This is a genomic window from Bdellovibrio sp. HM001, assembly GCF_055397275.1.
Map to the genome: position 1 here is coordinate 2464108 of NZ_AP029174.1, position 25235 is coordinate 2489342.

At 48.6% G+C, this 25235-nt stretch carries 24 protein-coding genes; 19 read left to right on the forward strand and 5 right to left on the reverse strand.

Features of this window, described 5'->3' with window-relative positions:
- Positions 1-129 precede the first annotated feature (129 nt).
- The 9 genes from ACZ5ZZ_RS11645 (at position 130) to ACZ5ZZ_RS11685 (ending at position 8140) form a co-directional block, all read left to right on the forward strand.
- A complete protein-coding gene (locus ACZ5ZZ_RS11645) occupies positions 130-1869 on the forward strand; it encodes an OmpA family protein (protein ID WP_464139512.1) in 1740 nt (579 codons plus the stop codon).
- Between the two features lie 84 nt (positions 1870-1953).
- A complete protein-coding gene (locus ACZ5ZZ_RS11650; protein ID WP_464139514.1) occupies positions 1954-2583 on the forward strand; it encodes a hypothetical protein in 630 nt (209 codons plus the stop codon).
- The gene (locus ACZ5ZZ_RS11655) at positions 2580-3038 is read left to right on the forward strand and encodes an META domain-containing protein (protein WP_464131297.1); all 459 of its coding nucleotides are present in this window, start codon (positions 2580-2582) and stop codon (positions 3036-3038) included. Before ACZ5ZZ_RS11650 ends, ACZ5ZZ_RS11655 begins: the two co-directional genes overlap by 4 nt.
- Positions 3035-3781: a substrate-binding periplasmic protein gene (locus tag ACZ5ZZ_RS11660; protein ID WP_464139516.1), complete on the forward strand. Its 747-nt coding sequence runs from the start codon at positions 3035-3037 to the stop codon at positions 3779-3781. The genes ACZ5ZZ_RS11655 and ACZ5ZZ_RS11660 overlap by 4 nt, the downstream gene beginning before the upstream one ends.
- 155 nt (positions 3782-3936) lie before the next feature.
- Entirely contained in the window at positions 3937-4125 is a 189-nt protein-coding gene (locus ACZ5ZZ_RS11665) for a hypothetical protein (RefSeq protein WP_464139518.1), read from the forward strand.
- Between the two features lie 68 nt (positions 4126-4193).
- Entirely contained in the window at positions 4194-4568 is a 375-nt protein-coding gene (locus ACZ5ZZ_RS11670; protein WP_464139520.1) for a hypothetical protein, read from the forward strand.
- Between the two features lie 179 nt (positions 4569-4747).
- Positions 4748-6322 carry a L,D-transpeptidase family protein gene (locus tag ACZ5ZZ_RS11675; protein ID WP_464139522.1) on the forward strand — a complete coding sequence of 525 codons (1575 nt, stop codon included), beginning with the start codon at positions 4748-4750 and terminating at the stop codon, positions 6320-6322.
- 70 nt (positions 6323-6392) lie between these two features.
- A complete protein-coding gene (locus ACZ5ZZ_RS11680; protein ID WP_464139524.1) occupies positions 6393-7682 on the forward strand; it encodes a beta-sandwich domain-containing protein in 1290 nt (429 codons plus the stop codon).
- A 68-nt stretch (positions 7683-7750) separates the two neighbouring features.
- The gene (locus ACZ5ZZ_RS11685; RefSeq protein WP_464131304.1) at positions 7751-8140 is read left to right on the forward strand and encodes an ankyrin repeat domain-containing protein; all 390 of its coding nucleotides are present in this window, start codon (positions 7751-7753) and stop codon (positions 8138-8140) included.
- Positions 8141-8184: 44 nt separating this feature from the next.
- Here the strand turns inward: ACZ5ZZ_RS11685 and ACZ5ZZ_RS11690 are convergent, their stop codons facing one another.
- Positions 8185-9465: a beta-sandwich domain-containing protein gene (locus ACZ5ZZ_RS11690; RefSeq protein ID WP_464139526.1), complete on the reverse strand. Its 1281-nt coding sequence runs from the start codon at positions 9463-9465 to the stop codon at positions 8185-8187.
- A gap of 223 nt (positions 9466-9688) precedes the next feature.
- Between ACZ5ZZ_RS11690 and ACZ5ZZ_RS11695 the strand changes: the two genes are divergently transcribed.
- Both ACZ5ZZ_RS11695 and ACZ5ZZ_RS11700 read left to right on the forward strand, forming a co-directional pair.
- On the forward strand, positions 9689-10834 hold the full coding sequence (locus ACZ5ZZ_RS11695; RefSeq protein WP_464139528.1) for a hypothetical protein: 1146 nt from the start codon (positions 9689-9691) through the stop codon (positions 10832-10834).
- 172 nt (positions 10835-11006) lie between these two features.
- Positions 11007-13565 carry a peptidase U32 family protein gene (locus ACZ5ZZ_RS11700; protein WP_464139530.1) on the forward strand — a complete coding sequence of 853 codons (2559 nt, stop codon included), beginning with the start codon at positions 11007-11009 and terminating at the stop codon, positions 13563-13565.
- A gap of 36 nt (positions 13566-13601) precedes the next feature.
- Here the strand turns inward: ACZ5ZZ_RS11700 and ACZ5ZZ_RS11705 are convergent, their stop codons facing one another.
- Positions 13602-13889, reverse strand: a complete 288-nt coding sequence (locus tag ACZ5ZZ_RS11705) for a chorismate mutase (protein ID WP_464120579.1) — start codon at positions 13887-13889, stop codon at positions 13602-13604.
- A 34-nt stretch (positions 13890-13923) separates the two neighbouring features.
- Positions 13924-15141 (reverse strand): class I SAM-dependent rRNA methyltransferase, encoded by a 1218-nt coding sequence (locus ACZ5ZZ_RS11710; protein WP_464131310.1) that lies wholly within the window; start codon positions 15139-15141, stop codon positions 13924-13926.
- A gap of 121 nt (positions 15142-15262) precedes the next feature.
- Between ACZ5ZZ_RS11710 and ACZ5ZZ_RS11715 the strand changes: the two genes are divergently transcribed.
- Both ACZ5ZZ_RS11715 and ACZ5ZZ_RS11720 read left to right on the forward strand, forming a co-directional pair.
- Complete coding sequence (locus ACZ5ZZ_RS11715; protein WP_464139532.1) at positions 15263-16540, forward strand: JmjC domain-containing protein; 1278 nt, start codon at positions 15263-15265, stop codon at positions 16538-16540.
- Between the two features lie 106 nt (positions 16541-16646).
- Positions 16647-18008 (forward strand): PAS domain-containing protein, encoded by a 1362-nt coding sequence (locus tag ACZ5ZZ_RS11720; RefSeq protein ID WP_464139534.1) that lies wholly within the window; start codon positions 16647-16649, stop codon positions 18006-18008.
- 55 nt (positions 18009-18063) lie between these two features.
- Here ACZ5ZZ_RS11720 and ACZ5ZZ_RS11725 read toward each other — a convergent pair whose 3' ends face one another.
- Positions 18064-19230, reverse strand: a complete 1167-nt coding sequence (locus ACZ5ZZ_RS11725) for a winged helix-turn-helix domain-containing protein (RefSeq protein WP_464139536.1) — start codon at positions 19228-19230, stop codon at positions 18064-18066.
- 132 nt (positions 19231-19362) lie between these two features.
- On the opposite strand from ACZ5ZZ_RS11725, the gene ACZ5ZZ_RS11730 reads away from it, so the two are divergent.
- The 4 genes from ACZ5ZZ_RS11730 (at position 19363) to ACZ5ZZ_RS11745 (ending at position 21769) form a co-directional block, all read left to right on the forward strand.
- Positions 19363-19485, forward strand: coding sequence for a hypothetical protein (locus ACZ5ZZ_RS11730; protein WP_464120574.1), 123 nt, complete (start codon positions 19363-19365; stop codon positions 19483-19485).
- Positions 19486-19731: 246 nt separating this feature from the next.
- Positions 19732-20334 (forward strand): cold shock domain-containing protein, encoded by a 603-nt coding sequence (locus tag ACZ5ZZ_RS11735; RefSeq protein ID WP_464139538.1) that lies wholly within the window; start codon positions 19732-19734, stop codon positions 20332-20334.
- Positions 20335-20414: 80 nt separating this feature from the next.
- Positions 20415-21185, forward strand: coding sequence for a hypothetical protein (locus ACZ5ZZ_RS11740; protein WP_464139541.1), 771 nt, complete (start codon positions 20415-20417; stop codon positions 21183-21185).
- On the forward strand, positions 21182-21769 hold the full coding sequence (locus tag ACZ5ZZ_RS11745) for a fibrinogen-related protein (protein ID WP_464139543.1): 588 nt from the start codon (positions 21182-21184) through the stop codon (positions 21767-21769). The genes ACZ5ZZ_RS11740 and ACZ5ZZ_RS11745 overlap by 4 nt, the downstream gene beginning before the upstream one ends.
- A 33-nt stretch (positions 21770-21802) precedes the next feature.
- Here ACZ5ZZ_RS11745 and ACZ5ZZ_RS11750 read toward each other — a convergent pair whose 3' ends face one another.
- Positions 21803-23359, reverse strand: coding sequence for a methyl-accepting chemotaxis protein (locus ACZ5ZZ_RS11750; RefSeq protein ID WP_464139545.1), 1557 nt, complete (start codon positions 23357-23359; stop codon positions 21803-21805).
- A gap of 442 nt (positions 23360-23801) precedes the next feature.
- On the opposite strand from ACZ5ZZ_RS11750, the gene ACZ5ZZ_RS11755 reads away from it, so the two are divergent.
- Both ACZ5ZZ_RS11755 and ACZ5ZZ_RS11760 read left to right on the forward strand, forming a co-directional pair.
- Complete coding sequence (locus ACZ5ZZ_RS11755; protein WP_464139547.1) at positions 23802-24407, forward strand: hypothetical protein; 606 nt, start codon at positions 23802-23804, stop codon at positions 24405-24407.
- Positions 24408-24460: 53 nt separating this feature from the next.
- Positions 24461-25111 carry an SOUL family heme-binding protein gene (locus tag ACZ5ZZ_RS11760; protein ID WP_464139549.1) on the forward strand — a complete coding sequence of 217 codons (651 nt, stop codon included), beginning with the start codon at positions 24461-24463 and terminating at the stop codon, positions 25109-25111.
- Positions 25112-25235: the final 124 nt, after the last annotated feature.

Here is a 25235-nt window from a genome sequence, read left to right on the forward strand (position 1 = left end):
CGACCTTCGCAACGTTCCCAACACAACGGAAAACAAAATGAGCCGCTCCATGGTTTTCCTTCTTGCTCTGAAGGACTTCTATCTGAAAAGATAAAAGTCAGATTACTTCAAAGGATCAGCATCATGCGCATGACGACGGCTCTTCTTTCTCTGTTGTTTCCCCTTTCGGCGATGGCCAATGTTCTTGGGGATATGCAAACTTTCTCTCCAAATACTGATGGTCTGGACTTTATCTCTGTCCACTCGGCCCGCCCGCTGCCGCAGGGCTATTTTGTTTTCAGCAACTATCTGAATTTTGCCAAAGATCACCTGCTGGTTTATAAAACCCTTAATGCGCAAGACCGCATTGATTATGAAGATTCATTGTTCGAGTATGATTTCGGCGTGGCTTACGGATTTTCTGAAAACCTGCAGTTCAGTTTGCAGATGCCTGTGCTGCTCAGTCATTCCACCAAGGAACAAGACGGGGTTCGGGTCAACCTGACTGAAGGCATTCACAGCTTCCGTCCCGGATTCAAGTGGTCCTCCGCATCTGGCAAAGACACACACTGGGCACTTTTGGGGTCCGTGGATTTCCCGTTCCTGGAAAACAGCCCCTACACGGGGACAGACTCACTTCCCATCTTTAACCTTGAAGGCGCCTACAGTTGGTCCAAAGCCACCCGCATTCAATCCGTCAACGTTGGAGCCCGCATCAGAAATCCCACAGACACGCCAGCTGATGCGCACATGTTCCCTTTGAAAAGCCAACTGACGGTGTCCTATGGAATATCTGACAAGTTTTCCTCGACCGCCCGCTGGGTGTTCGAAGCGTTCTCCAGTTATCCGCTGGACAAAGAGCCTTACAAAGATGCCGTGGACGCCTCTTCATTGGACCTATTGCTGGGACTTAAACACCGTTGGTATAAGAATCTGAATTTTGACTGGGGCGCCACGGTTGAACCTGGAGTCAAAACCCTGTCCCCGGCCTATCGTGTCTTTGCTGGTTTGGTCTACTACTGGAAGCCTGGCACAAACAGCACTCCGTCTGGAGAAAAAACCGTCGAAAAAGCGTTTGTGATTGTACCTGATGACAAAACCATCAACACCTTTGAATGGATTCAATACTATGCCGAAGGTGATGTGCAGATCGAAAGCTGCCAGGTCGTGGAAGGACCGGGAAGTCTGAACAGTGCCTGCGAGTTTACTTCAGATCAACCGGGCTTCAGCCGTCTTGAGTTCCGCGATAGCTTCGGCCGTACTGTCACTCGCACTGTCACCATCCGCGAAACCACAGTTCGCAGTCCGCTGCGCTTCACGCAAAAAAACTATGAGGTCTACACAGGTTCCTCCGTGCAGGTGGAGGCTGAAGGTGGCGAAGCGCCTTATCGCTTCAGCCTTCTTCGCGGCCAAGGCTCCATGGAAGAAACAGGTTTCTATGAAGCCCCCCTCCGCAAACAGACCGTCCAGATTCAGGTCACCGATCACCAAGGACGGACCGCCAAGTCCACCATCAAAGTCATTGAGCCTCCCAAAGAGGACAAAGCCATTGATTTATCCAATCTGGAATTTGTCTCGGGCAAGGCGCAGTTGACGGATGCCTCCTTGGCTCAATTGCGTAAAAATCTGCAGAACCTGCGCCAGGTTCAGATTAAGAAATTGATTGTCGAGGGGCACACCGACTCCGTTGGAAGTGATGATTACAACCAACGACTCAGCCGCAAACGTGCTGAAGCTGTTAAGGATATTCTGAGCAAAGAGCTCAGCCTGGACAGAAAAGACATCGAGGCCATCGGGTACGGGGAATCTCGCCCCATTGCTTCGAACGACAGCGCCACCGGTCGCCAAAGAAATCGTCGGGTGGTCTTGAAAGTCTATTACAACAAATAAAAGGAATTGTCTTAAAATGATTGTGTAAAGCCGGTGGACCTCCACCGGCTTTTTTTATAAAATAACGGCATCAGGAGGTCTGCCGTGGGAACAAAAAAATCAGACGCTTCCAAGGTTGCAAGCACGCTTTATGACCTGGTCACAGCCGCCCCCTCGTCGCAACTCTCCCCCGCTTCGGATCCTTATAAAGCCTCCCAAGACATTATCAAGATGGCCGCGTGGAAGTCCGCAGGAGTTTCCGGAGCCCTGGCCATCCCTCCAGGCCCACTGGGGATGCTGACCATTCTTCCGGATTTACTGGCGATCTGGCGTATTCAAGCGCAGATGGTGGCGGATATCGCCGCTGTTCACGGCAAGTCCGGCTATCTGACCCGCGAAGCTCTGCTGTTTTGTCTTTTTAAACACGGTGCCAGTCAACTTTTGCGTGACGTAGTTGTCCGCGTGGGTGAACGCTATGTCTTGCGCCGAACCAGTTTACGAATGATCGAACGCGTCTGTGAGCGCCTTGGTTTACGGGTCACTCAGCGGATGCTGGGAGCCAGCATTTCCAGATGGATTCCCATTGCGGGGGCTGTTGCCGTCGGCTGGTACACGCGCTATGATACAAAACAAGTCGGTCAATCAGCCCTGGATCTTTTCTCCCGGGAAATTGCCACCGATGCTACAGAAATAAAGGATGTCGGCGAAGAACCGACAGAAAGGACTCTTCCTTGAAAAAAATCCTCTGCACCTTGCCCTTGATTCTTTCATCTCTCTTCGGTTGCGCAACCACAGACACGGAAACGGAGGTTTCTGCAATGACCCAGGAATCCACCCCTGCTGCATTTAAGGATATTCGCTGGGAACTTGTCGAACTGATGGGACATCCAGTGAAATACGCCTCTGCGGATGCGCAAAAAGTCTATGTTCAATTCAATAGTGGTGACAGTCGCGTGAATGGCAACGATGGATGCAATGCCTTTACTGGCGCCTTTGAGGCCAAGGACGGTCAGCGTCTTTTTATTTCGAAACTGGCTTCCACGAAAAAGTTCTGTTTGCAAATGCCAACAGAAGATAACTTCGTCGAGATCCTACAAAGTATCGACAATTATTCTCTCAGCGAAGGGATGCTGGTATTAACCAAAGCGCGTATGGCCCCGATGGCTCGCTTTAAGGCGGTGGAACTTTGAGTCTTTGCCTCAAACCGCTACTTATTCTTCTGCCGGTCTTTTTAGGTTGCGAAACGGTGCTGGCCAAATGGAAAAGTCAGCCTGTGCAAGACATCGTCTATCAAGGCATGACCGAAGACTTCGTGCCTTTTAACTATCTTGAAAACAATAAGATTCAAGGTTACTCCACCGACGTGGTGCGCGAGGCATTCAAACGAGCCGGACTAAAAACGGAACTCACCCTGTGGCCCTGGGCGCGGGCCTACAGCGCAGCTCTCCAAAAGAAGAAGCACTATGTCTTTTCCACCTCCCGCTCTGAGGAACGCGAAAAACTTTTTAAATGGGTGGGGCCCATCGCAAAAGATTCCGTTTATCTGGCGGCACTGAGCACTTCGAATTTCAAACCTGCCGAGGACTATCGCAGTTTTAAAAAGTATTCCGTCGGCGGTCAGTTTGATGACTACCCGATTCAGGTTCTGCAGAAAGAGGGCTTCAAAGTCAGCATCTATCGCAGTGAAGATGAGCGCATGGAGACCTTTAAAAAAGGCCGCATCGACCTGGACATCGTCACTGACGGCAGCCAGAAAACCTATGAAAAACGCTGGAACATCAAATACAAAAGACTGGCATTCATGTACGCGACGGACTATTGGATGGCGTTTCATATCAGCACCCCCGAGGTGGTGATTCAGTCTTTAAACAAAGCTCTGGAAGACATGAAGAAAGACGGCACACTCCAGAAGATTGCCGACAAATATCTTTAGAACGTGCCCCCTGGACCTTCCAGAAATGAGAAGACCTCCGAACCCTCTTCCCAAAGCTCAACGGCTGTCCAGATTTCAGGGTTTCCCATAGAATTTCACGAAAGATTCCGTGCCTGCCTTTAAACTGTGAATCAGCACACAATGGAGATCATGGCATGAGGCAGACACTGTTGAATCTTAAGAATCAACTGATCAAAGCTTACGAATTCATCAAGGAACTGGATCAAATCCCCATGCGCAACTTCCAGGGAGATTTCTACGAAGAAAAATCCAAGACCCCCAAGGCGCACCGCCAGAACAAGGTCAAAGTGGAAGATCTACGTCCCCCGTCCGCGAAAGACTAGACCGTTGTTTCTATGCATGCTGCGAAGGAGCCCGCTTGTTCTTAGAATAAGAACATAAAGGAGGCCCTATGAAAGCACTCGCAGCCTTTTTCCTCACAACTCTCTTGGCTCTGCCCGGGTATGCCAATGACAGAATTAATATATCTCCGACTGACATTGACTATCTGAGCCTGGAATATGGTGAAGTCCCTATTAATCAAACAGCTCTGGCGGAAATTGGGATCAACGCCCCGCCAGATCGGAACTTAAACATCAACGAACTTCTGATTTTCGGTGATATGTTTGCCGCCACCACCAACTGCGGTGCCACCGTCGAAGCCGGGAAGTACTGTTTGATCGACATTTACTTTGCCCCGACAGCTACAGGTGACCACTACGGTGAAATGTCCATCAAGACCAGCGAAGGCAACATTCTTATAAGACTCTACGGAACCGGTATCTAGTTTTACCATCTTAAGGTGAGGCGTATTGCCTCACCTTCTCTGAGGTCAGACTGTACTTTACTTGGACACCCGACCACGATCCTGTGATTCTTCCTGACTTTATACAGTTGGATCCTTTTCAATTCTCGCGCATCTCGTTTTTGTAAAAAATGATAACTCAGCAAAAAAGGAGACCCACCATGTTTACAGCACGGCTTTCTGCGACCCTGGCTTTCCTTCTGCCCACGTTGGTTTGCAATGGGGCTTTTTCTGAGGAAGTCCGATCCCCACTTCACCTTCAGGCAGCTGCAGACTACAACACCTTGTTAAACCAGATGGACCTGCGCAGTCTTCGTGAGGCCAGTATGAATGCCTGGCGCCACGGGGTGAATCCAAAGTCCTATTGGACTGATGCGATGGAGTCGCTGCTCAATTCCGGCAACACCACCAGACTCCGCCCCTTGGCCAACCAAGCTTTTCTGCGACTGTTAAAAGAGATTCACCTGGGCAGCGTCAACCCCCAAAGTGCCGGCCGCGACATTAAATTCATACAGAAAGATTTTTTGACACCTAAACAACTGCAAGTCGTTTTTTTGACAGCAGCCGAAGAACCCAGTCGCCTGCTGGATCTGATATCACCCCAGAATGCACCGTATCTGGCGGTCAAATCGGCTCTGGAAAAGGTATATCCCTCTTGTTTAAGCGGACAGTGGCAGCCCATCACTCCGATCAACACAACCTTAAGACTTTTTTCCCAGAATCCCGTGATCAGGGAAATCAAACAACGGCTGGCTCTTCTTGGATATAAGTTTAAACTGATGGATGACCGCTTTGACGGTGATCTTCTCAATGCCGTCACGGATATTCAATGGAATATGCGAATCAATCCCGACGGGGCTATTTCTCCAAATGGCAAAGTCTGGGCTTTCCTTACCGTGTCTTGTATGGACCGAGTCCGCCAATTGCAGATCGACATGGAAAAGATGCGGTGGTTCCCGCAGTACTTTGAAAACCGCTATGTCTTTGTGAATCTAGCGATGTCCTATTTCATCCTGATGGATCAATCCACCCAGTGGCCGCGAATTATGAGCTTCCGCACTGTCAATGGTCGCCCCAGCCGCAAGTCACCAACGATGAGAGACGAAATTGTTAAAGTCATTATCAACCCGTATTGGGTGGTGCCACCGACAATTTTCTATGAAGACAAAGTCAATGATCTGGCCAATCTTAACAGCGAACAGATCCGCGAATACTTCAACTCGCACCACTATGAAGCCTGGTCCAAGGATTTCCGTCGCCGCATGGACCCGACAGAAATCGACTGGAAGGGCATCGCCGCAGGACGCGTAGAGCCTGATGTGAATATTCGCCAGCTTCCTCATTTGGGGAATGCCTTGGGTGTTTTAAAGTTTGATCTGACAAACTCGTTTGCCATTTACCTGCATGACACCAATCAAAGGGAACTTTTTGATACCCCCAGTCGACAACTCAGCTCGGGCTGCATTCGTCTGGAAAAACCTTTGGACTTAGCCGAGTTTCTGCTGGAAGACACGCCATGGGATCGCAAACTCATTGCTGCCATGATGGCCCGCCCAGGAGAAATCGTCACCAAGTCCACCGAGATCACCGTTCCCAGCTACAAGAAAACAATTGTGTACACTGCTTATCTGACTTCGATGATGAGCTCAGACGGAGTTGTACGATTTGTGACAGATTTGTACGGACAAAACAAAAACATCGAAGGTTCTCTGCGCGGTCTGTTCAAAGGTGAATAATCTGTAAATTGAATAGGTTCAACAAAGGAAGTACGAATTTAAAATGCAATTATTCGAAAGGAGTTCGAACATGTATTTACGTTTTGCTGTTCTCGCCTTGCTCGTTCATGGACAAATAGCTTTCGCGGCACCGGAGCCGCCCAAGTCAGAATTGCCCAAACCACCTGCACCTCCCAACCGCCCGACAGAGCCTCCGCAATCCCCTCTCTATGAAGGCGTCGGTCGCATTGATCAGATCACCCGCGATCGCGGTGGGGATCTGTATCGGTTGGATTTGATCAAGTCTTTGCCCTTGGTGCGCCTGGAGGCCAAATCCAAATTAGGCCGTATGAAAATTTACTCTGTCGCTCTGGTCACGGATAAAAATGAAAAGGTGCAAGTCCGTCAGTTCGTTGGTGTCAATCTGGATGAAACGCAAGCCCCGATGAGTTCAGAGATGTTCCAAACCGCCGCTAACATCACGGGCATCGAGGTTCTGGCCGAAGCCATGGGAGGAGAAGCCGCCTTGGAAATCAAAGCCTTCTCGACCAAAGAAGCCCCAAGGCTAACCTTAGGCAATCGCATCCCGTCGTTCTCGTGCAAGCGAAACATCGACGCCCTTTTGAAGGACAAACTGGACCCGGTGCAACTGTGGGTGAAACGTGCTGAATCCAGTGCCCCCGGATCCGTTCAGGAAAAGTTTGCAGGCAATCAGCTTAAAGAGCAGGTCAAAGACTTTGTTGCCACCATGAACACCGCTGGCAGCTATACGTCCCATGCTTACCTGATCACACTGATGAACTTCTTTGCGGATCAGTACAATGCCGTTCGTTCAGGGGGTGTTTCAGAGCCCGCTTATAAGGATCTGCTGACGGCCACGTATGATGTGCTGGTGATTGCAATTCAAAACGAACTTCCATGCCGCCGCTATCCAAGCGACGTCCTGCTAAGCGTGTCGATGGACTTTAACAAAAAGCTCAAAGCCATGCCTGCCGATGGAAAAGCTCGCCCATTATTCACCACAATCATGAACAAAGTCCGTGATTTTGCGCCCGAGCAATATCGCAAGGAAATTATCGCTGCGAACCTTAATTTCCGCGATGCCGACACAGAGGGATCCAAGTACTTCAAAATGTACCTGGCCGCCCCTGACGGGGATTTCCTGAAAGACACCAGCAAAAGCATGAGTGCCTATGCCTTTGTCGCTGCCGAACAGGCCTTGAAACGCGAAGTCAAAATGATGGACATCGAACAAAGATTCCAGTTGATCGTCGAATACCAAGGGAAAATGAACAGCGGAACGGAGATTCCACAAGCCGTCGCAGCCCGATATCTGAATATCCTGGCTGAAGAAACCTACGGGTTCCCTTTGTTCCACTAAATAAATGGGCCGGGGGAACCCGGCCCTTTCTGACTCACCTCAAAATACTTTAGCCATCACCATTCCTAATGCTAGACTCCAGAGAAACCATCAATCAAGGGGATCTGATGTCTGCTGGTGACTGGAAAGAAATGTATCTGGCTGCGCAAAATGGAAATATCGAGCTGGTACGCTATCATATCGAACACGATGTGAATCCGAACTATCAACATCCCGAAATTTTAGCCACACCACTGGTGGCGGCGATTGCGGCTGGGCACACGAACATTGCCCTGTATCTTCTGGAACACAAGGCCGACCCGTTTTTGAAGTCTTTCTTTGATGATATGAACTGCATCGAAGCTGCCAGACGCTATGATAACAAAGCCATTATCGCCTATTTGGAAAAACGAGGTATTTCCGCGCGCAAGTCTTGGAAAGACCTTCTGCCGAAATGGCTGGCGCGAAAGATCAGGTAAAGACAAGGCGTGATCCTGGGATCACGCCTTGAGGTTGGCATGTTTTAGTTTTGCATGATGTTTCTTAAGAAGGTGCTGTGTTCAGACAGGATCACCAGATACTTCATCATGGTTTCCTGTGGATAATTGGCCGGGTCGTTGTATTTGGCCTGGAATTCCACGATCAGCTGATAGGTTCTTTCATTGTCCAGTTCCTTGACCTCTTTCATCAGGGCTTGTTCCGCCAACGCATAGGCGTTCGCACTCATTTCCTGATAAGTTCCTTTCAGCATGCTCTCAGGCTTGCTGGCGGCAAACTGCTTATAGAACTTATATCCTTCATTGTCGGCCTGACGGAACGTCAGATTTTTGGTCGCCAGCTCTTTGCGATACTGGGTCGGGATGAATTTCCCCAATTTTCCGATCATCATCTCATAGATCTTACGAGCCCGGCTGTCAGGTTTGCTGGCTTCCTGCTTTTTCTGGAAATCCACGGTGATTTCAATCAACGCCTCGCTGGACACCACACGGCAGGTTTGCTGGCTTTGGAAAGAGGCCAAAAAGACTTCAAAGGTCTCTGTCGCCATGGATTTATAGCCCTGCTCTGCGGCACTGCCGACTCGGCTGGAATTATGGCGTTCAGTGAAGAAGTTTAACAGCGTCAAAGTGTATTCCGTAGAAGCCACAGAGTTTTTAGACTCTTTCAAGGTGGTGATAAAGTCGTTCACATATTTGGTGAACTCTTTGCTTGCATACTTTTCCTGCCAAGAATCTGGCGCACTGGATTCGGCTCGACCTGCCCAAACTTGAACCACATCTAGCTTTTCTTTCAAAATCGCGTCAAACTTTTTGCTGCAAGAAAAATCATCCCGCAATGACAACTGCGGCGCTTCGAGACTGGAAACAGCGGTTAATTCGAGCGAAGCACTGCCTCCCATGGCCTCTGCCTGAATTTCGATCATCGCAATCCCCGCAGTGGAGCTTAAAACTTCCGAAGCCAGAGGTTGATCCGCTTCAGCCAAGCTCACGTTCGTAAAGCTCTTAATAACGATGCGCTCTTGCTTGTCAGTCATCATCGTCACGCCTAAAATCTTCACCTTCCCCGCCTTGGATTTAATGCGCAAAGACGTTAAAGGCAGTGGTTTGGCCAGCTCCAGACGGTACAAAGCCCCACCCGTTTTACGGGTGATATCCGCCACCCTTCCCACGCCTTCAAAGGCGGCATAAGGATTCAGTACGCTGCGCTCGGCACCACTGGTGTAAGGACTCAGTTCAGCCTGGGCCAACAAAGGCGCCTGAAGGACCAAAATAGAAGCTAAAATTCGTTGAGACCATGGACGTTGCATCTTCATTCCTTTCCGTTAGGTTCAATTATACTTTTGTCTGAACTGTGATTCTGAATCGTGAACCCGGAAAATCTCGAACAAAGAATGACGTAGCTGCTTAAAATCACAAGAACGGCCTGTTAACCCGCAACCGCCCCGGTTGGAGAACAAACAAGAAGACATTTTTTAGTTTGCCACCAAGTTATGAAGCCTATGTAATGAATGCGATACAACCGGAGGGCCCATGGCTGGAAAATTCTTCTTATTCTTAATCACTTCTCTTTCATTGCAGGCTCAAGCCGAAGTCAAACCCTACATGGATCAGATGCTTCAGGAAATCTATACGCTAAAACCTTTTATTGTTTCCGCAGACGACTATCGTGACCCTAAGAATGCACCCGTGATTCAAAAATCCCTGGAAAACATGGTGAGCTTAAGTGAAAAGATCTCTCACGAAGGTAAAATCAAAAATTCCGGCTTCGCCATTTCAGGCCGGGCGATGAATCAACAGCTCAAAGAAGCCGAGATCGTTTATCGAGTGGGTAACAAAGACTACTCTTTATGGATGCTTCGCTCTACGCTGAGTGTGTGCATGTCCTGTCATACACAGCTTCCCAGCTCTTCCACTAAATTTGATTTTTCTGATAAAAACCGCTTCTTGAGCAAGCCATTTGATGAAGCAGAGTTCCTGTTCATTGTGCGAAACTTTGACAAGGCACTGCCGATATATTCTGAAGTTCTTGCTGGTTTCCCCAAAAATGATCCTTCGGTTGAACATGCTGAACAAGCCCTTTCCAGAAAAGTGTACTACTTCACCCGTGTCAAAAGGGACCTTCCGGGCTTGATCCAAAGTCTGCAAAAAGATCTGGGTAACAAAGAGCTGCCAGAGTTCCTTAAAAACCGCATGCAGGATCTGGTAAAATCCGCCGAAAAAATCAAATCCCTGCCCTATCCGGAGTTTAACGACAAACAAAGTAATGAACTGCGCAAGTTTGCTCAGACAAATCTAAAAAAAGAACTTTCAGGTGATTTTGAGATGAACACAGACCGGGAGCTGGCTTATCTGCGAGTTTCCAGTGTTCTGTACAAGTATCTTGAGCAGTATCCCAACACCCCGCTAAAGCCCGAAATTCTTTACTGGCTGTCCTTCTGTGAAAGACGATACGAAGAAAAAGCCCTTTACTCCATGCCGGAGCTGTATCTGAAACAATGTGTCCTGGAACACCCTGAATCCAAGATCGCCCCGGCCTGCCTGACCGAGTATCAGGACCTGATTCAGATGGCCTTCACTGGCTCTTCGGGAACTCACATCCCCAAGGAAGTCCAAAGAGAAATTGAAAGTATGAAAGAGCTGATCAAAAAAATGACAGCTAAAAAAAGTCGCCCTTAATCAAGGACCCCTCAAGGTCTTTTGAATACTTGAATAAATCCCATGACAATTCAGGCACTTAGACCTGACGTCATGGGATTTAAGGCGGTCTCACACTGCCAGCGACGTCAGCCCGCTTTTACCCGGCGAAATTCCCCTTGTGCCCAGCCCCCGCCTTCGTTAAAAACACCGCATGGAAAAACAAGATTTGAAACGTCCCGAGCTGTTACTTCCCGTAGGTACCAAAGAGATGGCCATGGCTGCCATTCACAATGGTGCTGATGCCATCTTCATGGGAGTCCCCGGCTTCAACGCCCGCGGCCGCAGCTATGACTTTCAGATCGAAGAGGTCAAAGAGATCATCGACACCTGCCACCTGTATGGCGTGAAAGTGAATCTGGCCTTCAACATTCTTGTCTTCCAAAACGAACTGCACAAGGCCGTCGAAGTCCTTGAAAAAATTCTTCCGCTGAAGCCCGACGCCTTTATCATCCAGGACCTGGGCTTGGTGCGCCTGGTTCGTCAAATGGCCCCTCACCAGCGTGTGCATGCCTCAACCCAAATGAGCATCAGCAATGCCGAAGCCATTCAATGGTTAGACGACCTGGGCATTCAGCGCTTTGTTCTGGCGCGTGAAAATTCAATCAAAGAAATCCACGCCATCAAACAAAACACCTCAAAAGAAATCGAAGTTTTCGTTCATGGGGCATTGTGTGTCAGCTACTCGGGGCAATGCTTTACTTCAGAAGGCATCGGTGGACGATCTGCCAACCGTGGTCAATGTGCGCAAAGCTGCCGCTTTAACTACGAAATGTACGTTGACGGTGAAAAACGTGATCTGGGTGGCAAGTCCTTCCTGGTGTCCCCGCAGGATCTTTGCGGTATCAACGAAGTTCCAAGTCTTTTGGAAGCAGGTGTGGACTGCTTTAAAATCGAAGGCCGCCTAAAAACGCCAGAATATGTGGCCACTGCCGCCCGCAGTTTCGATGCCGCCATCACTTCCGCACAACGCGACCAGGCTCTGGCTAATCCTATCTTGTTGAAAAAACAAATGGCCACGGCATTTTCCCGTGGCTTTTACAGCGGCTGGTTCCATGGAGTGAATCACCAGGAACTGGTGGAAGGCACCTTCAGTGCGCACCGTGGCTTTGAATTCGGAAAAGTTCTGCGTGTGAACGGGAATTCCCTGGAAGTGGAAATCACGGACGACAAGGTCGCCCAGGGCTTAAAAGCGGACTTCATTCAAGCCGGTGACGGAATTCTTTGGGTTTACAAAGACCGTAACGGACAAAGCGCGGAAAAAGGCGGATTCGTCTTTGCCGTCAAAACTTTGTCCCCGCGCCGTTTTGCGCTGGAGTTTTCACGGGACATCGTCATGGACAATCTGTTTGTGGGCGCTCGTGTGTTTTATAACCACGATAAAGACCTTAAGCGTGACGTGGCCCTGAGTGTTGAAGACAAGGAAAGAAAAAAGCGCGTTCCAGTTTCAATCCGCGCAGAGGCTTCTTTGGGTCAGCCATTGAAAGTTCAATACTCTGACGGCAAAAACACCGTGACAGGTTATTCTGAAAACATCTGCGAAGCCGCCAAAAACAAGGGGCTGAATTCCCTGGATTTGCGCGAAGAGCTGTTTGCCCTGATGGGAAGTCCCTTCCGCGGTGATAATTTTGCCTGCGAGCTGGATGAAACCACACCGCTGTTTATTCCCAACAAACAGGTCAAAGAACTTCGCCAAAAGCTGGTCAAAGAATTAACGGATCTGCGCATTAAAAACGGTGCTGATGCCGAAGTCACTCCGCAGGAGCAGGTTCTGAGCTGGATTGACGCCAATAAAGTGGCGGCCAAAGCCAAGCCAGGATTGAAGCTAAATCTTCTTCTGCGCGACAAAGAACAAGTCGAAGACGTGGCTAAAGCCATCGCCGCCGGTGAAATTGAAACCTCCGGTATCAATCTGGTGATCCTGGACTTTGAATTCGGTTTGGATTTCGAACCCAGCTTGAAAGTCCTGCGCGATCAAGGCATGAAAGTCGCCATTGCCACCACACGTATTCTAAAACCCAATGAACACCGCAATGTGAAGCATCTGCTCAACCTGAATCCCGATGCCATCTTGGCGCGCAACCTGGGGGCTGTGCAATACTTGCAGGCCAACTCCTACACTGGTCAGATTCTGGGCGATTTCAGCCTGAACGTGACCAATCACCTGACGGCTCAGTACCTTCTGGAAAAGGGTCTTTCCAGCGTGTGCCTGGGCTATGACCTGAATCACGTGCAGGTGGAAGAACTGATTCAGGCCGGACAAGCCGAGCGTTTTGAAGTCACCGCTTACCAGTACATGCCAAGCTTCCATATGGAACACTGTGTGTTTGCCGCCTTCCTTTCCAAAGGGACCAGTTTCAAAGACTGCGGGAAGCCTTGTGAAAAACATCAGGTCAAACTGAAGGACCAGTTCGGCAACTGGCATCAGATCAAGCCCGATCAAGAGTGCCGCAACACCATGTACAACGGAACGTCACAGTCGGCGGCTCGTTACATCAAGGACTGGGAATCCCATGGGCTGGGCTATGTGCGCTATGAAGCTTTGAAAGAGCGCGGGACCGAGCTGATTTCAAAAATCCAAGGGCACTTGGACTTTATCAGTGGCAAGAAGGATCTGGATTCATTGATCAAGGATCTGGGGAACGTGGAAAGTTACGGCCTGTCTGAAAGCCACTTCCAACGCGAAAAAGAATATCAAAGTCGTAAAAAGTAAACTTCGCAAAAAAAAGCCCCTCCACAGGGGCTTTTTTTATTTTGTGGGAAACTGAGCTTTTAGATATTTCTCATACTCTCTTAAGATGGAATTCATGACGCCCTTAAGAAGTTCCTCGAAGGCAGGGTCATTGGGCCGATGCGGCTGCATAGCCACGAAGCTCTGGATAATCTGCTCTTCGCGCTCGGGGCTAAAAAACGGCAAGCCCTGCTCTTGCTTAATCTTCCATACGGCCATGGTCAGTTCACGACGGCGCAACAGCAGCGCATGAAGCTCTTTATGAACCTGATCAATTTCCTGACGAAGACTGGCGATGCTATCCACTTATGAACCTCTTTAAATCAAACCCAAAAATCAACTAATCCAGACGGAACAGGGCAAACTTCAAGTAACGAAGCTCTTCCATCGCCATGGGATAGGGATGATCCACCGGCTGCCCGCCTTGATATACCAGTGTGCCCTTCTTACGCGCACGCGAAAAGGCCTCTTTGCATATTTCCATAAAATCCCGGGTCGAGATATGACTGGAACAGGAGCTGGCCGCAAATAAACCCTCGGGGTTGACCAGCTTGATCGAATTGCTAAAGACCTTCGTGTAAGCAGCCTTGGCTTGTTCGACGGATTTTTCATTCGGAGCAAAGCTGGGCGGATCAGTGATCACCAGATCGTATTTTTTCTTTTCGGCATTCTGCTTTTCCAGATACTCAAAGGCATCGGTGGCGATATCATGGTGAACTGTTGTCAGACCATTGATTTCAAAGTTTCTGGCGACCGCCTGGATGGCCACCTTGGCAATATCCACACTGGTCACTTCTTTGGCGCCACCTTTGGCAGCAAAAATGGAAAATCCGCCTGTATAACTGAACAGATTTAATACGGTTTTACCTTTGGCAAAGTTCTGGATCATCTTGCGGTTGTCACGCTGATCCAAGAAGAACCCCGTTTTGGCGGCATCACGGATGTTAGAGGCAAACAGAACTCCATTTTCAAGGAACTGCACCTCGGGCGCCAATGTGCCCACGATGTTTGTGCCTTTTTCATCAGCGTCGTTACGGCGCTTCAGGTACACACACTTTACCTGAGGGAAATCCGCCTGAATCTTTTCTGCAATTGCACTGGCGTTCCAGGTTTTTTCCATGATGGCGTGATCGTGTTTGATCACAGCCGTGTCGTTATAAACATCAACCACCAGCCCAGGGAAACCATCCCCCTCCCCATTGATCAGGCGGAAGGAGTTGGTGACAGAAAGATCGAAGGTCTTACGGATTTCCACGGCCTTGCGCCACTGGCTTTCAAAGTAAAGCTCCAGGGTGCGTTTCATGTTGTTGCGGCGGAAGATCGGCTCTTCAGCCAACACCAGCACGCGGAAACGCAACTGCGTATCACCCTGCCAGATCCCCAAAGCCAAGGGTTCACCCTTGTAGTTCAGAATATGAATGCCCGACTTGATGGACCGACGTTCTTCAAAGCAGTTGGCAAAAATCCAGCGGTGCCCCTGTTTTAGGTGTTTGGTGACATCCCGCTTAAGCTCGATGGTCAAAATGGGATCTTCAAATGTAACAGGGGCTGCGTTCATGAGGGGCTTCTCCAGAGGGGACTTTTTATGATAAATCCTAGGTAATCACAAGGGGTTATGCGGTTCATTCCGTCGCGCGGGTCAAATTTACAAATCCTCGTCGGGGGCTTATGTTTTTGGGGTGCTTTATTTGACTCTGACGGCGATCTCAACGACTCTGCCGGGCATGAAGACGATGTTGGACAAAAAATTTTGGCGCAATTTTTCCCGGAATATCTGGGAGAAAAAAGCGCTGGTTCTAAGAAACGTCAAATCCAGCCTTCTGGAAATAACCGACGCCGAAGTTTTTGATTTGCTTGTCTTGTATGCAGATCGCTGCCGCAAACTAAACGATCCGACGGGTTTTAAGTTTTTCATCGATGGTTTTAAAGCAGAGGAAGAAGACGTCCTGCAAGTTCTGCCTGAAAAACAGGACAAATCCCTTTTAGGCTACCATGCGCGCATGAAAGCGCTGTTTCCGGACTACTGCCTGGTCTGTGATGAGCTTTTGCAGGTGAATCACAAAAAGCAACATCTGCTGACAGAATTTACCGACGAGCTGTATCGTCACGTCGGGTTCCCGAATCGCTTTTCGGAAATGGGTTTGTATTTGGGGAATTACCGCAAAACTCCATTTGGAGTGCATGTGGATTCCTGCGGGGTCTTTAGCTTCCCAGTTGCGGGGGTTAAACGGTTCCGACTGTGGGAACCACAGTATGTGAAAAAGAATCCTTCCTTGGATCGTGCGTTTAAGTATGAAAAACACAAAAAAGCATCCGAACTTTTAGAGGCCCGCCCCGGTGACATGACCTATTGGCCTTCTTCGGCCTGGCATATTGCGGAATCGGATGGATCCTTCAGTGCCACCTGGAGCCTGGGGGTTTGGGTGGATCAGCCACACAAGGAAATGATCTCTGATTCCTTAAAAGGTCTGCTGGCACAAAAAAGCGGTGCCGCCGGTACCAAGGTGGCAACTCAGTTTAAGAATCTGCGCAGTGATTCCGGCGAAGTAAGTGAGCTTCCGAAAGCCTACCTTCAGACCATCGAACTTTTGCAGAGATTAAGTGTCGAAGAACTGCAAGAGACCTTCTTAAAGTCCTGGATGCAGCATATTTCATCGCAAGGGTTTAAGACCGTCCCAAGTGCACCTGTGGAGATTTCTGCAAAGTCCAAGATCCGTTTGCGCAGTAAAAATTCTTTGATTCTGTGGCAGCACAGCTTGACGTCCAAAGGCGTGGTTTACTTCAGTTTTGGTGGGGTGACTGTCGCCGGTAAAAAGTCAGGTGGGCTGTTTAAGCTGGTGAGGGATCTAAACCATGGGAACCCTTGCATGGTGAGTCATTACTTAAATCGATCTAGTGCAGATCTTCGAGCTCTGCAGACGCTGGCCGATGCTGGAGCCTTATCAACAATAAAATGATTAGACCGGCAAAAAGTCCGGTCTCCATCCTCCAGGTCGTGTTTATTTTTTCGTCTTTTGTTGTCCCTAACAGGTTGTGTTCAAATCAAACTATTAGAGGCAAGAAATGAAAAGACCAACACCCAATCAAAATGAAAGCCCCTTTGGCTTTGATGAACTGTTTTTCAGCACCACCAACAATCGTGGCGTGATCACTTTCGGCAATGATGTTTTTGTTCGCGTCAGCGGGTATACTCGAGAAACTCTGAACGGAGCTCCTCACAGCATCATTCGTCACCCCGATATGCCTCGCGCTGTCTTTAAGCTTCTTTGGGATACACTGCTTGCGGGCCGCCCCATCGCCGCCTATGTAAAAAACCTTTCGGCCAATGGCAGCTATTACTGGGTCTATGCTTTCGTGTTCCCCATTAAGGACGGATATCTCTCTATTCGCTTAAAGCCCTCCTCACCTATTTTTAGTGTCGTCAAAGACCTTTATACAGCCACCTTGGCGGTCGAGGAAAAAGAAGGCATGGAGGGCTCTGTTCCCTTTATCCTTGATCAGGTGCAGAAGGCTGGATTCCGGGACTACACTGACTTTATGATTCAAGCGGCCTTTGCTGAAATCAATGCCCTGCCTGACCGGGACGTGGAAAGAAAGTCTGGCAGCGTGGGTGTTATTGCCGACATTTCTAATATCAGCTCCAAAACCTCCAAGGACCTGAAGGACTGCTTTAAACGAGTTCAGGATTTTCAGAACATCAATAAGTCCTTGGTCACCACCATGGAACATTTGACCAGTGGATTCACGCAGCTGAAGTTTAATGCTTTAAACATGACTGTTGCTGCTGCCAAATTCGGAGAAGTGGCTTCTTCGCTGGGTGTGGTTGCAAAAGAGTTCTCTGATCTTTCCGAGCAAATCAGATCCCACCTGTCCGGACTGGAACACTTCGAACAAAATCTGACTGAAACAATCCAGAAATGCACTCTTAAAATTGTTTCGATGGACGTGCAAATGATGATGGTGGACTTCTTTATCAAAGAATCCATTCAAAAAAGTCAGCACGCCGAGAACGCTTTTTCAGATATGCTGATTGTTCGAGACAACTTCGCCAGCCTTTTCCGTGGCAATTCGCACGAACTGACTGTTGAAATTAAGGCCCTGGCCGAACAACTGTCGAAAATCTCTTCGCAACTTGCTGATGTGAAAAGATTTACAACAGGTCTGGAAGTCATCCGTCAAATCGGAGCCGTAGAATCTGCCCGTGTGAACGAAGTTAAAGTTACCTTCGTTCATTATCTGGAAGAAATGCTGCGATTCATTAATCTGCTGCAGTCTTCAAACAGCTCCATTCAAAAAGCAGCCCAGGAGCTCAATTCCCACTGCGATGCTATTGACCATAAGGTGTCCTCCGTCGCAGGTCACGTGGACACTCTGTTTGAAAAGGCCGCAAGCCTTTCTCCGCAGACCAAAGAACTGGCTATTTAAAAAGGCGCGCCCGCAGAAATTGCGCGCGCCTCTGACAACAAAGCGTTCACCCTGCCTACGTTCCCAGTTGAAACCTTTCAAATCGTTCCAACTCTTGCTCGATCAATTGCTTATTCACTTTGGTTTTGTGTTTTCCCAGCCAGCTCCATTGTTGAATCAGAAGTTTTTGTTTTTGCCGGTCTGTTTTTAAATCTAAAACCGCAACAGCCTGATCACCGATGATCACCGGCAATGCGAAGTAACCGTATCTGCGCTTTTCTTTCGGCACATAGGCTTCGAAGCGATGGTCATAGTCAAAGAACATGTGAAAACGCTTTCTTTGTATGACCAGAGGGTCAAATGGTGACAGGATGTGTGTCAGACTGTTGACGTTCTCTTGCGGGGATTCCAGCAGTTCTGGCTTGACCCAAAAGTGCACTCTTTCAAGACCTTTGACTTCCACAGGGATCAAAGTGCCCTGGCGCACGCGTGCTTCGATGGCCTTTAAGATTTCATTTTTAGGCGCCGCCTTTTCCATATAAGCTGCCGAATCCAGACTGATCACGCCTTGGGATCTTAAGGCCCGTTCCAGTTTGTATTCAGTGACCTCTTTGGGCGAAGCGGCTTTGGGTCTTTTTTCCCAATCGAAATGACGATCCGTCAGTTCATATTTTTTGAGCATACCCAAGCGCTCTGCGATGACCAGCTCCCCCCCATTGAAAGCGCATTGAAGGAACTTCTTTGATGGCTTTTTGCTTGCCCAAGGGTGCTTCTTTTCCTCTAAGACATCGTCGGTCACATCGCGGATTGAAATAGCCCCCTGCTTTTTGACTGTAGTTAGCATCTTTTTGACATCAGCTTCGGTGACAGAGGAATACCATTGTGATGGATTTTTCTGTCGGCGCTTCATGTCGTTAATGAAGTATTTAAAATCATCCGTGGCAACATAGGCCAAGGCATGGGTCCAATATTCAAAGACCGTCTTATCTTTACTTTGCGCTTTTTGCAGATGGGATCGCTTGTAGTCAGGAATTCTGGAATACAGAATATGATGGTGCGATCGTTCAATCACGTTGATAGTGTCGATCTGAACATAGCCCAGATGTTGAATGGCCTTCACCGTGGCTTTGGGACCGCTGCCAAAGGGCTTGGGCTGATCAAGCCCTTGGGATTTTAACCAGAGAGTGCGAACGAATGTTTTTGAAATCTTATGCTTCACTTTTGCTGCCTTTACTGATTCCAAGCCATGATATAGCAGAAATCTCAAGGTGGCTATGCCTTAAAGACAGCGGATCCACGTTCTATTTTTCCTTTACAAAAGCCAAGGATTGGTGAAAGTTCGAGGCCAAGACAAAATTTAAAGTTAGGAACAAATATGACCACGGAAGAAAAGAAGGTCCGATCAAAAACTCTGTGGGTTTTAGGTCTGACATTTATTTTACCGGCGCTGATTGCATTGATCGCCATCTATTACGTGATCTACAACGACATTCAATAGATCACGTGCTTCTGAGGACAACGCTTTAGAATAAATCCCATACTCTGCCCACGTCGACTGGTCAGGACTGATCACCCAATGCAAAAATCTTATTTCAACTGACAATGGACCTATCACGAATACGGCATCCTCGACCTGTATTGGAGTTCTATTGCAGAAGCCACCCATTATGTTGAAGAGCAGCGATCCGCGGCCGCAGTCTTACTGTAAAATGGAAAAAAAGCGTTCTATCGCGGAAAGGAATTTATGATGGACTTAAAGATTCAATTCGTGGGGTTTCCGGAATCAGTCGCGGTCACCTCAGCAATTCAGGATCACGCTGACACTCTTGAAGAAACCTGCCCTCAACTGCTTTCCTGTCACGTGGTCGTCGAACGTCCGCCGCGCAAACAACATCAAGGTGGCATCTATCACATCAAAATTCGCATGACAGTTCCAGGAAACATCCTCGTAGTGGACCGAGAACGTGGTCTGAATCATGCCCACGAAGATGTTTATGTGGCTATTCGAGATGCTTTCCTTTCGGCCCGCCGCCGTGTCGATGAATATATGCGAATGATGGGAGGCTACGTCAAAACCAAAAACAATTCCAATCACGCCAAGGTCCTTAGAATCTCTCCGGACCTAGAGTACGGTTTTTTACTTACGGAGGATAATCGCGAAATCTACTTCCACAGAAACTCGGTTGTCACCGGCAACTTTGACGAGCTGATGCCTGGGCAGGAAGTGCGTTTTGCCGAAGACATGGGGGAAAAGGGCCCCAAAGCCACCAGTGTCCATGTGCTGGGAGCGAACGGTCACCGAGGGACCTTCAAGCCTCTAGAGGACACCTCTGAGGCCCGAACCTGATTTTCTCGGATAACACCCGTTGCAGCATAAAGTCTGTAGCCGCCATAAGGGAAACTTCACAGTTTCCCTGGGCGACTAGTATGTCTCAATTAAATACAAAATCGACCAATAGACTTGTGGTCTCGAACGGAACTGGGAGTGCGCTGACGACCTTTACCTGTGGCACCGGACAAATGCTGACCTTCGATGCCACAGGAATGATGACATGTTCTTCCTTCACCAATGGTTCTATCTTCACTAATGGTGGAAACTCTTTTGCTGCAAATGCCACTTTGGGGACCAACGACAACTTTAATCTGAACTTTGAAACCAACAGCGCTGTCAGAATGACGGTTCTTAACAACGGCAATGTGGGCATCGGAACACAGACACCCGCGTATGCCTTGTCCGTCTATCGTGGCACGGCCAGTACAACATCGAATGTGGAAAGCGGAAATAATGGCAGCGCGGTGCAAAGCCGCTATGCCGGGTTTAGCGCCGCCTCTGCGGCTCATGTCTGGGGCGCGGGGATGAATCTCAGTAACGGAAATGCGGGCTACGAAGTGTACGACTACACTGCCGGAGTTTCGCGGCTATTTATTAATACCGCTGGCAACATGGGTGTAGGCACCTTAACACCCGGGCAAAAACTGACCGTAGCTGGGACCGTCGAAAGCACCTCGGGTGGATTTAAGTTCCCCGATGGCAGCGTGCAGACCACCGCAGCCGCCGCGACGAATTTAGGTGATACAAATGCCAATCCTGCACAAAACTGCTATCACTTAAAACAAAACCGCGCAGGAGTCACCGACGGCGTGTACTGGGTGAAGCCCACAACTTCAATACTGCTTTTCAGGTTTATTGTGATATGACGACCGACGGTGGCGGTTGGACTCTGGTTTGGTCCAACATCCGCGGCGGGAAGGGAAAACCCTCTTCCAGCTTGGTATGGGACCGGGCCATCAATACCACTCCGATAAACAAAAACTATCCCAACGATGATATTGACTCATTTGAAGTCTATACCGGCCTTAAACACTGGAGCGGACTTGCTCCCAATGGCCAGTGGCGCTACGACTGGAAAGCGGTCACGGGCACAGCTGTCGAGCAAAGATATAAGTGCAACTACACGCTGACTACGGCCGATTACATAATTAACTTTTCGTCCTGCGCCCAGTTAGTTGGCGCCACGGCCCCTGATGTCGTCAGCTTTCACAGCGGCTATAAATTCTCTGCTTGGGACAAAGACAATGACGTTTCGGCTTCTCACTGCGGCGGAAACTACACCGCCTCCCCGTTCTGGTACAAAGACTGCTGGTCAGGAAGTCTCTGGGGCGGTGGTGAAGACCTTGGTTATTCCTACTATCCTGGAGCCTACTGGGTCAGTGCAGCCCAAGCCTGGGCGACAACGGGTTCTACCTCTGGAGCTGGTAACGGCTGGTACTTTATCAAATAAAGCAAAAGGCGCCTTCCGGCGCCTTTTTTCTATTTAGCTTGCTGAATTCAGTGGCAAAAGATCCTCGTGGTTTGTGGACTCTCCCTTTTTCGGAGCGGTGGAAGCCACCGGAGCGGCCACAGCCCGAGGTTTAGCCACTTCACCTTGATAAGGCGACACCGAAGTTTGCCCTCCCTTGACCACCGCAACCAGTTCTTGAATCACAAGAGTCATGTTCTCAGATTGCGCAGAAAGCTCTTCTGCTGAGGCCGCTGCTTCTTCCGAGGAAGCCGCATTTACCTGTGTCACTTGATCCAATTGATTCATAGCTTTACTAATCTGCATAATCCCATCGGACTGCTCTTTACTTGCGGCGGCGATCTCGTTGTTTAATGCCGTGACTTTCTTCACTGCTGACACGATTTCTCCCAGGACAGCCCCGCTCTTTTCGGCCTGATCACTTCCAACTTCGATTCTTTGCACGCTGGACTTAATAAGCGCCTCGATATCTTTTGCTGCCGAAGAGCTTCGCTGTGCCAAGCCGCGCACGGCTTCAGCCACAACAGCAAAGCCCTTTCCTTGCTCCCCTGCCCGGGCGGCTTCCACAGCTGCATTTAATGCCAAAAGATTTGTCTGGAAGGCAATATCATCAATGACGTTGATGATTTCAGCAATCTTTTGAGAGTCATTGGAAATTTCCTGCATGGAGCTGACAAGAGCATGAATCTCTTGCTCTCCACGACTGGCCACTTCGCTGGTCTGGGTGGATAACTGAGCCGCCTGATGGGCGTTGTCAGAGTTCACTCTTACCATGGAAGACAGCTCTTCGATTGTTGCCACCGTTTCTTCCAAAGACGAAGCCTGCTCTGTTGTTGCCTGTGAAAGTCCTTCGGCCGACGAAGCGATCTGTTGCGAGGCACCAGCCACCTGACTGGACGAGCCACTCAGATTTTCAATAATTGTGTTAATAGCTTTACTCAAAGAGATAAGAATAAAGGTAGCAATAGAAACCCCAATCAGAATCGCGAGGGAGCTCAATAAAATCATAAAGAATCGGGCATTTTTAAAGTCGGCCGAGGCTTTGGCCGCGTCATCTAACATTCTCTGCTCATTGCGACTCACAACGGAATCAACCAGAGCTTCTCCTTCATTGCGGAGCTCATTCCCCTTAGAGTTAACCAGAGCCATTGCACCTTTATTGTCACCGTCAAAGGATGTTTTGCGAACCTGCTCATTCACAGCCCACCACTTCAAGTAGGTCTCTTTAAACTGAGCCGCCTCAGCTTTCCCCTGCTCTCCTGAGATTGCCGAAAGCTCGTCGATTTTCTTTAAGATATCATCGCCCCTCTTTTCCAGACGGCTCGCAATATCTTGCATACCCTCGCGACTTTCTTCGATCACAAAGCTACGTTCATTCAAAAGCTGCAAATAAAACAAAGCCTTAATGTCCTTCGCGATGGAAACTCGCGCACTCTTTTCCGTGACGATTTGATCCAAAGCCGTATTAATTGCATCCATCCGACTCAATCCAATTCCAGCAATCAGCAGTGACCCCGTCACAAGTATTCCGATAACAAGAGCCAACTTAAAATTCAGACTTCGATTCTTCATTTACACCTCCAAAATAACCTTCATGTTCAGACCAGTAATTTAGTAGCAAGACAAAAGCAGCGAGACTTCCTCCCGAATCCAGAATTTTATTCTTATTCTATCCACTGCGAAAAATAGCGCGGGATTTGTTTCTGAAAGCAATTGACAGATGATCAACTACAAAATGATTTCGGCAGAAAGAGTGATTACTTAAAAACAAATTCAAACTAAATCGTCCAGATCCACAACAGTATCATCAATGACAGATTCAAAAACGAGATGTTCTTTTTAAAAGAAAAAGTATTCCTCATTGTCGCTTGCCAAACTTCTTCGTCTGGAGGGCACCTCACAAAAAATGTTATTCGTGATCCAAAGTTTTCTAAGAGCGAAATTGAAGCTATATTCATTTCACCGGGAGGTTCGCATGCGATCTGCCTTTTTTCTCGCCGTTTTCCTTTCTGCTGTGTTTGCTTCGGCCCACGTTCCGGTTCTGCTGCTTCCAATTCCTCAAACGCCTGTCGCATCGTATTTTCTTGGACAGTCAGAAATATCACGCGCAATTTATTCAGAGATCACCAGGCCCCATGAGTTCTTGGTGGCCCAGTTTTTCGTGCCTTCAAAGTCCGAAGGGACGCTGCTTCAGATTTTGACTCCGGAGTGTCCACAGATTCCAAGGTATGAACTGTTCCAGCCAAGTGGAATTATAATTCCCGGAGATGTGCCTTGGAAAAAGTCCGGAGAATCAAACTTCAACTATGTAAAGCGCCTCCGACGATCTGCGATAGCAGAGGCGAAATCCTCTTATGCCGTTGGACATCGACCCAAGTATTATGAAGAGTTTGGAAGACAATCTTATTGGGTTGGAGGCGAATGGACTGGGAATTTAAAGCCGGGACTTTATTCTCTCGTGATCTTTGATGCGAAGGGAATAACTGGCAGCTTCACTGTCGGACTCAACAAAAAAGAGTCATGGACCCCCGAACTCCTCAAGTATGCCTCTGAAATGGTCAAGCGTATATCCAAGCGAATATGCAGTCCCAAAGGATACACCGGCCGACTTCAACTTTAAATTTGGCAAAAACATTAATCTGAGTTCCAATATAGCAATAGGAGGACATCTGTATGAGGCGATCTCTCGGAGCACTCGCTATATTAATGACTCAAGTGGGATGCAGTGTGGTTGGTATTCGCACCGAGGAAACTCCAAAATACGAAGTTCTACTCAAGGATGAAAATAAAGAGATTCGTCAGTACTCCCCTTATATCGTAGCCACAACTCAAGTCCAGGGCCCCTTTAAGGATTCAATGAGTTCGGCGTTTCGTATTCTTGCAGCGTACATCTTTGGCGAAAATGAAAAAAGCCAATCTATTTCCATGACGGCTCCCGTTGTGGCGGCGCCATCTTCAGAAAAGATTCAGATGACGGCACCCGTGGTGCAAACGAAAGTCGCAGATGGTTGGCAGATGAGTTTTATGATGCCGTCAAAGTATTCTATGCAAGACCTGCCTCGCCCCAAAGATCCGCGTGTGAAGCTCATGCCGGTTCCTGCTAAACTTTTCGCGGTTCTTCGGTACTCTGGGACTTGGTCGGAAGAAAAAAATCAGGAGAAAGCCGATGAATTGCTGAAGTGGCTGATTAAAAATGGAACTTACCAACAGGTCTCTGAACCGGTGTTTGCTGGCTATGACCCACCGTGGACACTTCCCTTTCTACGCAGGAATGAAGTGATGATCGAAGTCCGCACACACAACAAGACTGATGAGACCAAATAAACACTGAGGAATGAATGCTGACTCTCTCTTTTTAAGAGTGGGTCAGTTCTAATGGCCTTAACTAAGGCACCCCTTCGTCGGCTCTAACAGCCCCAACGCATACAAGTAACGACCCGGAAATTTG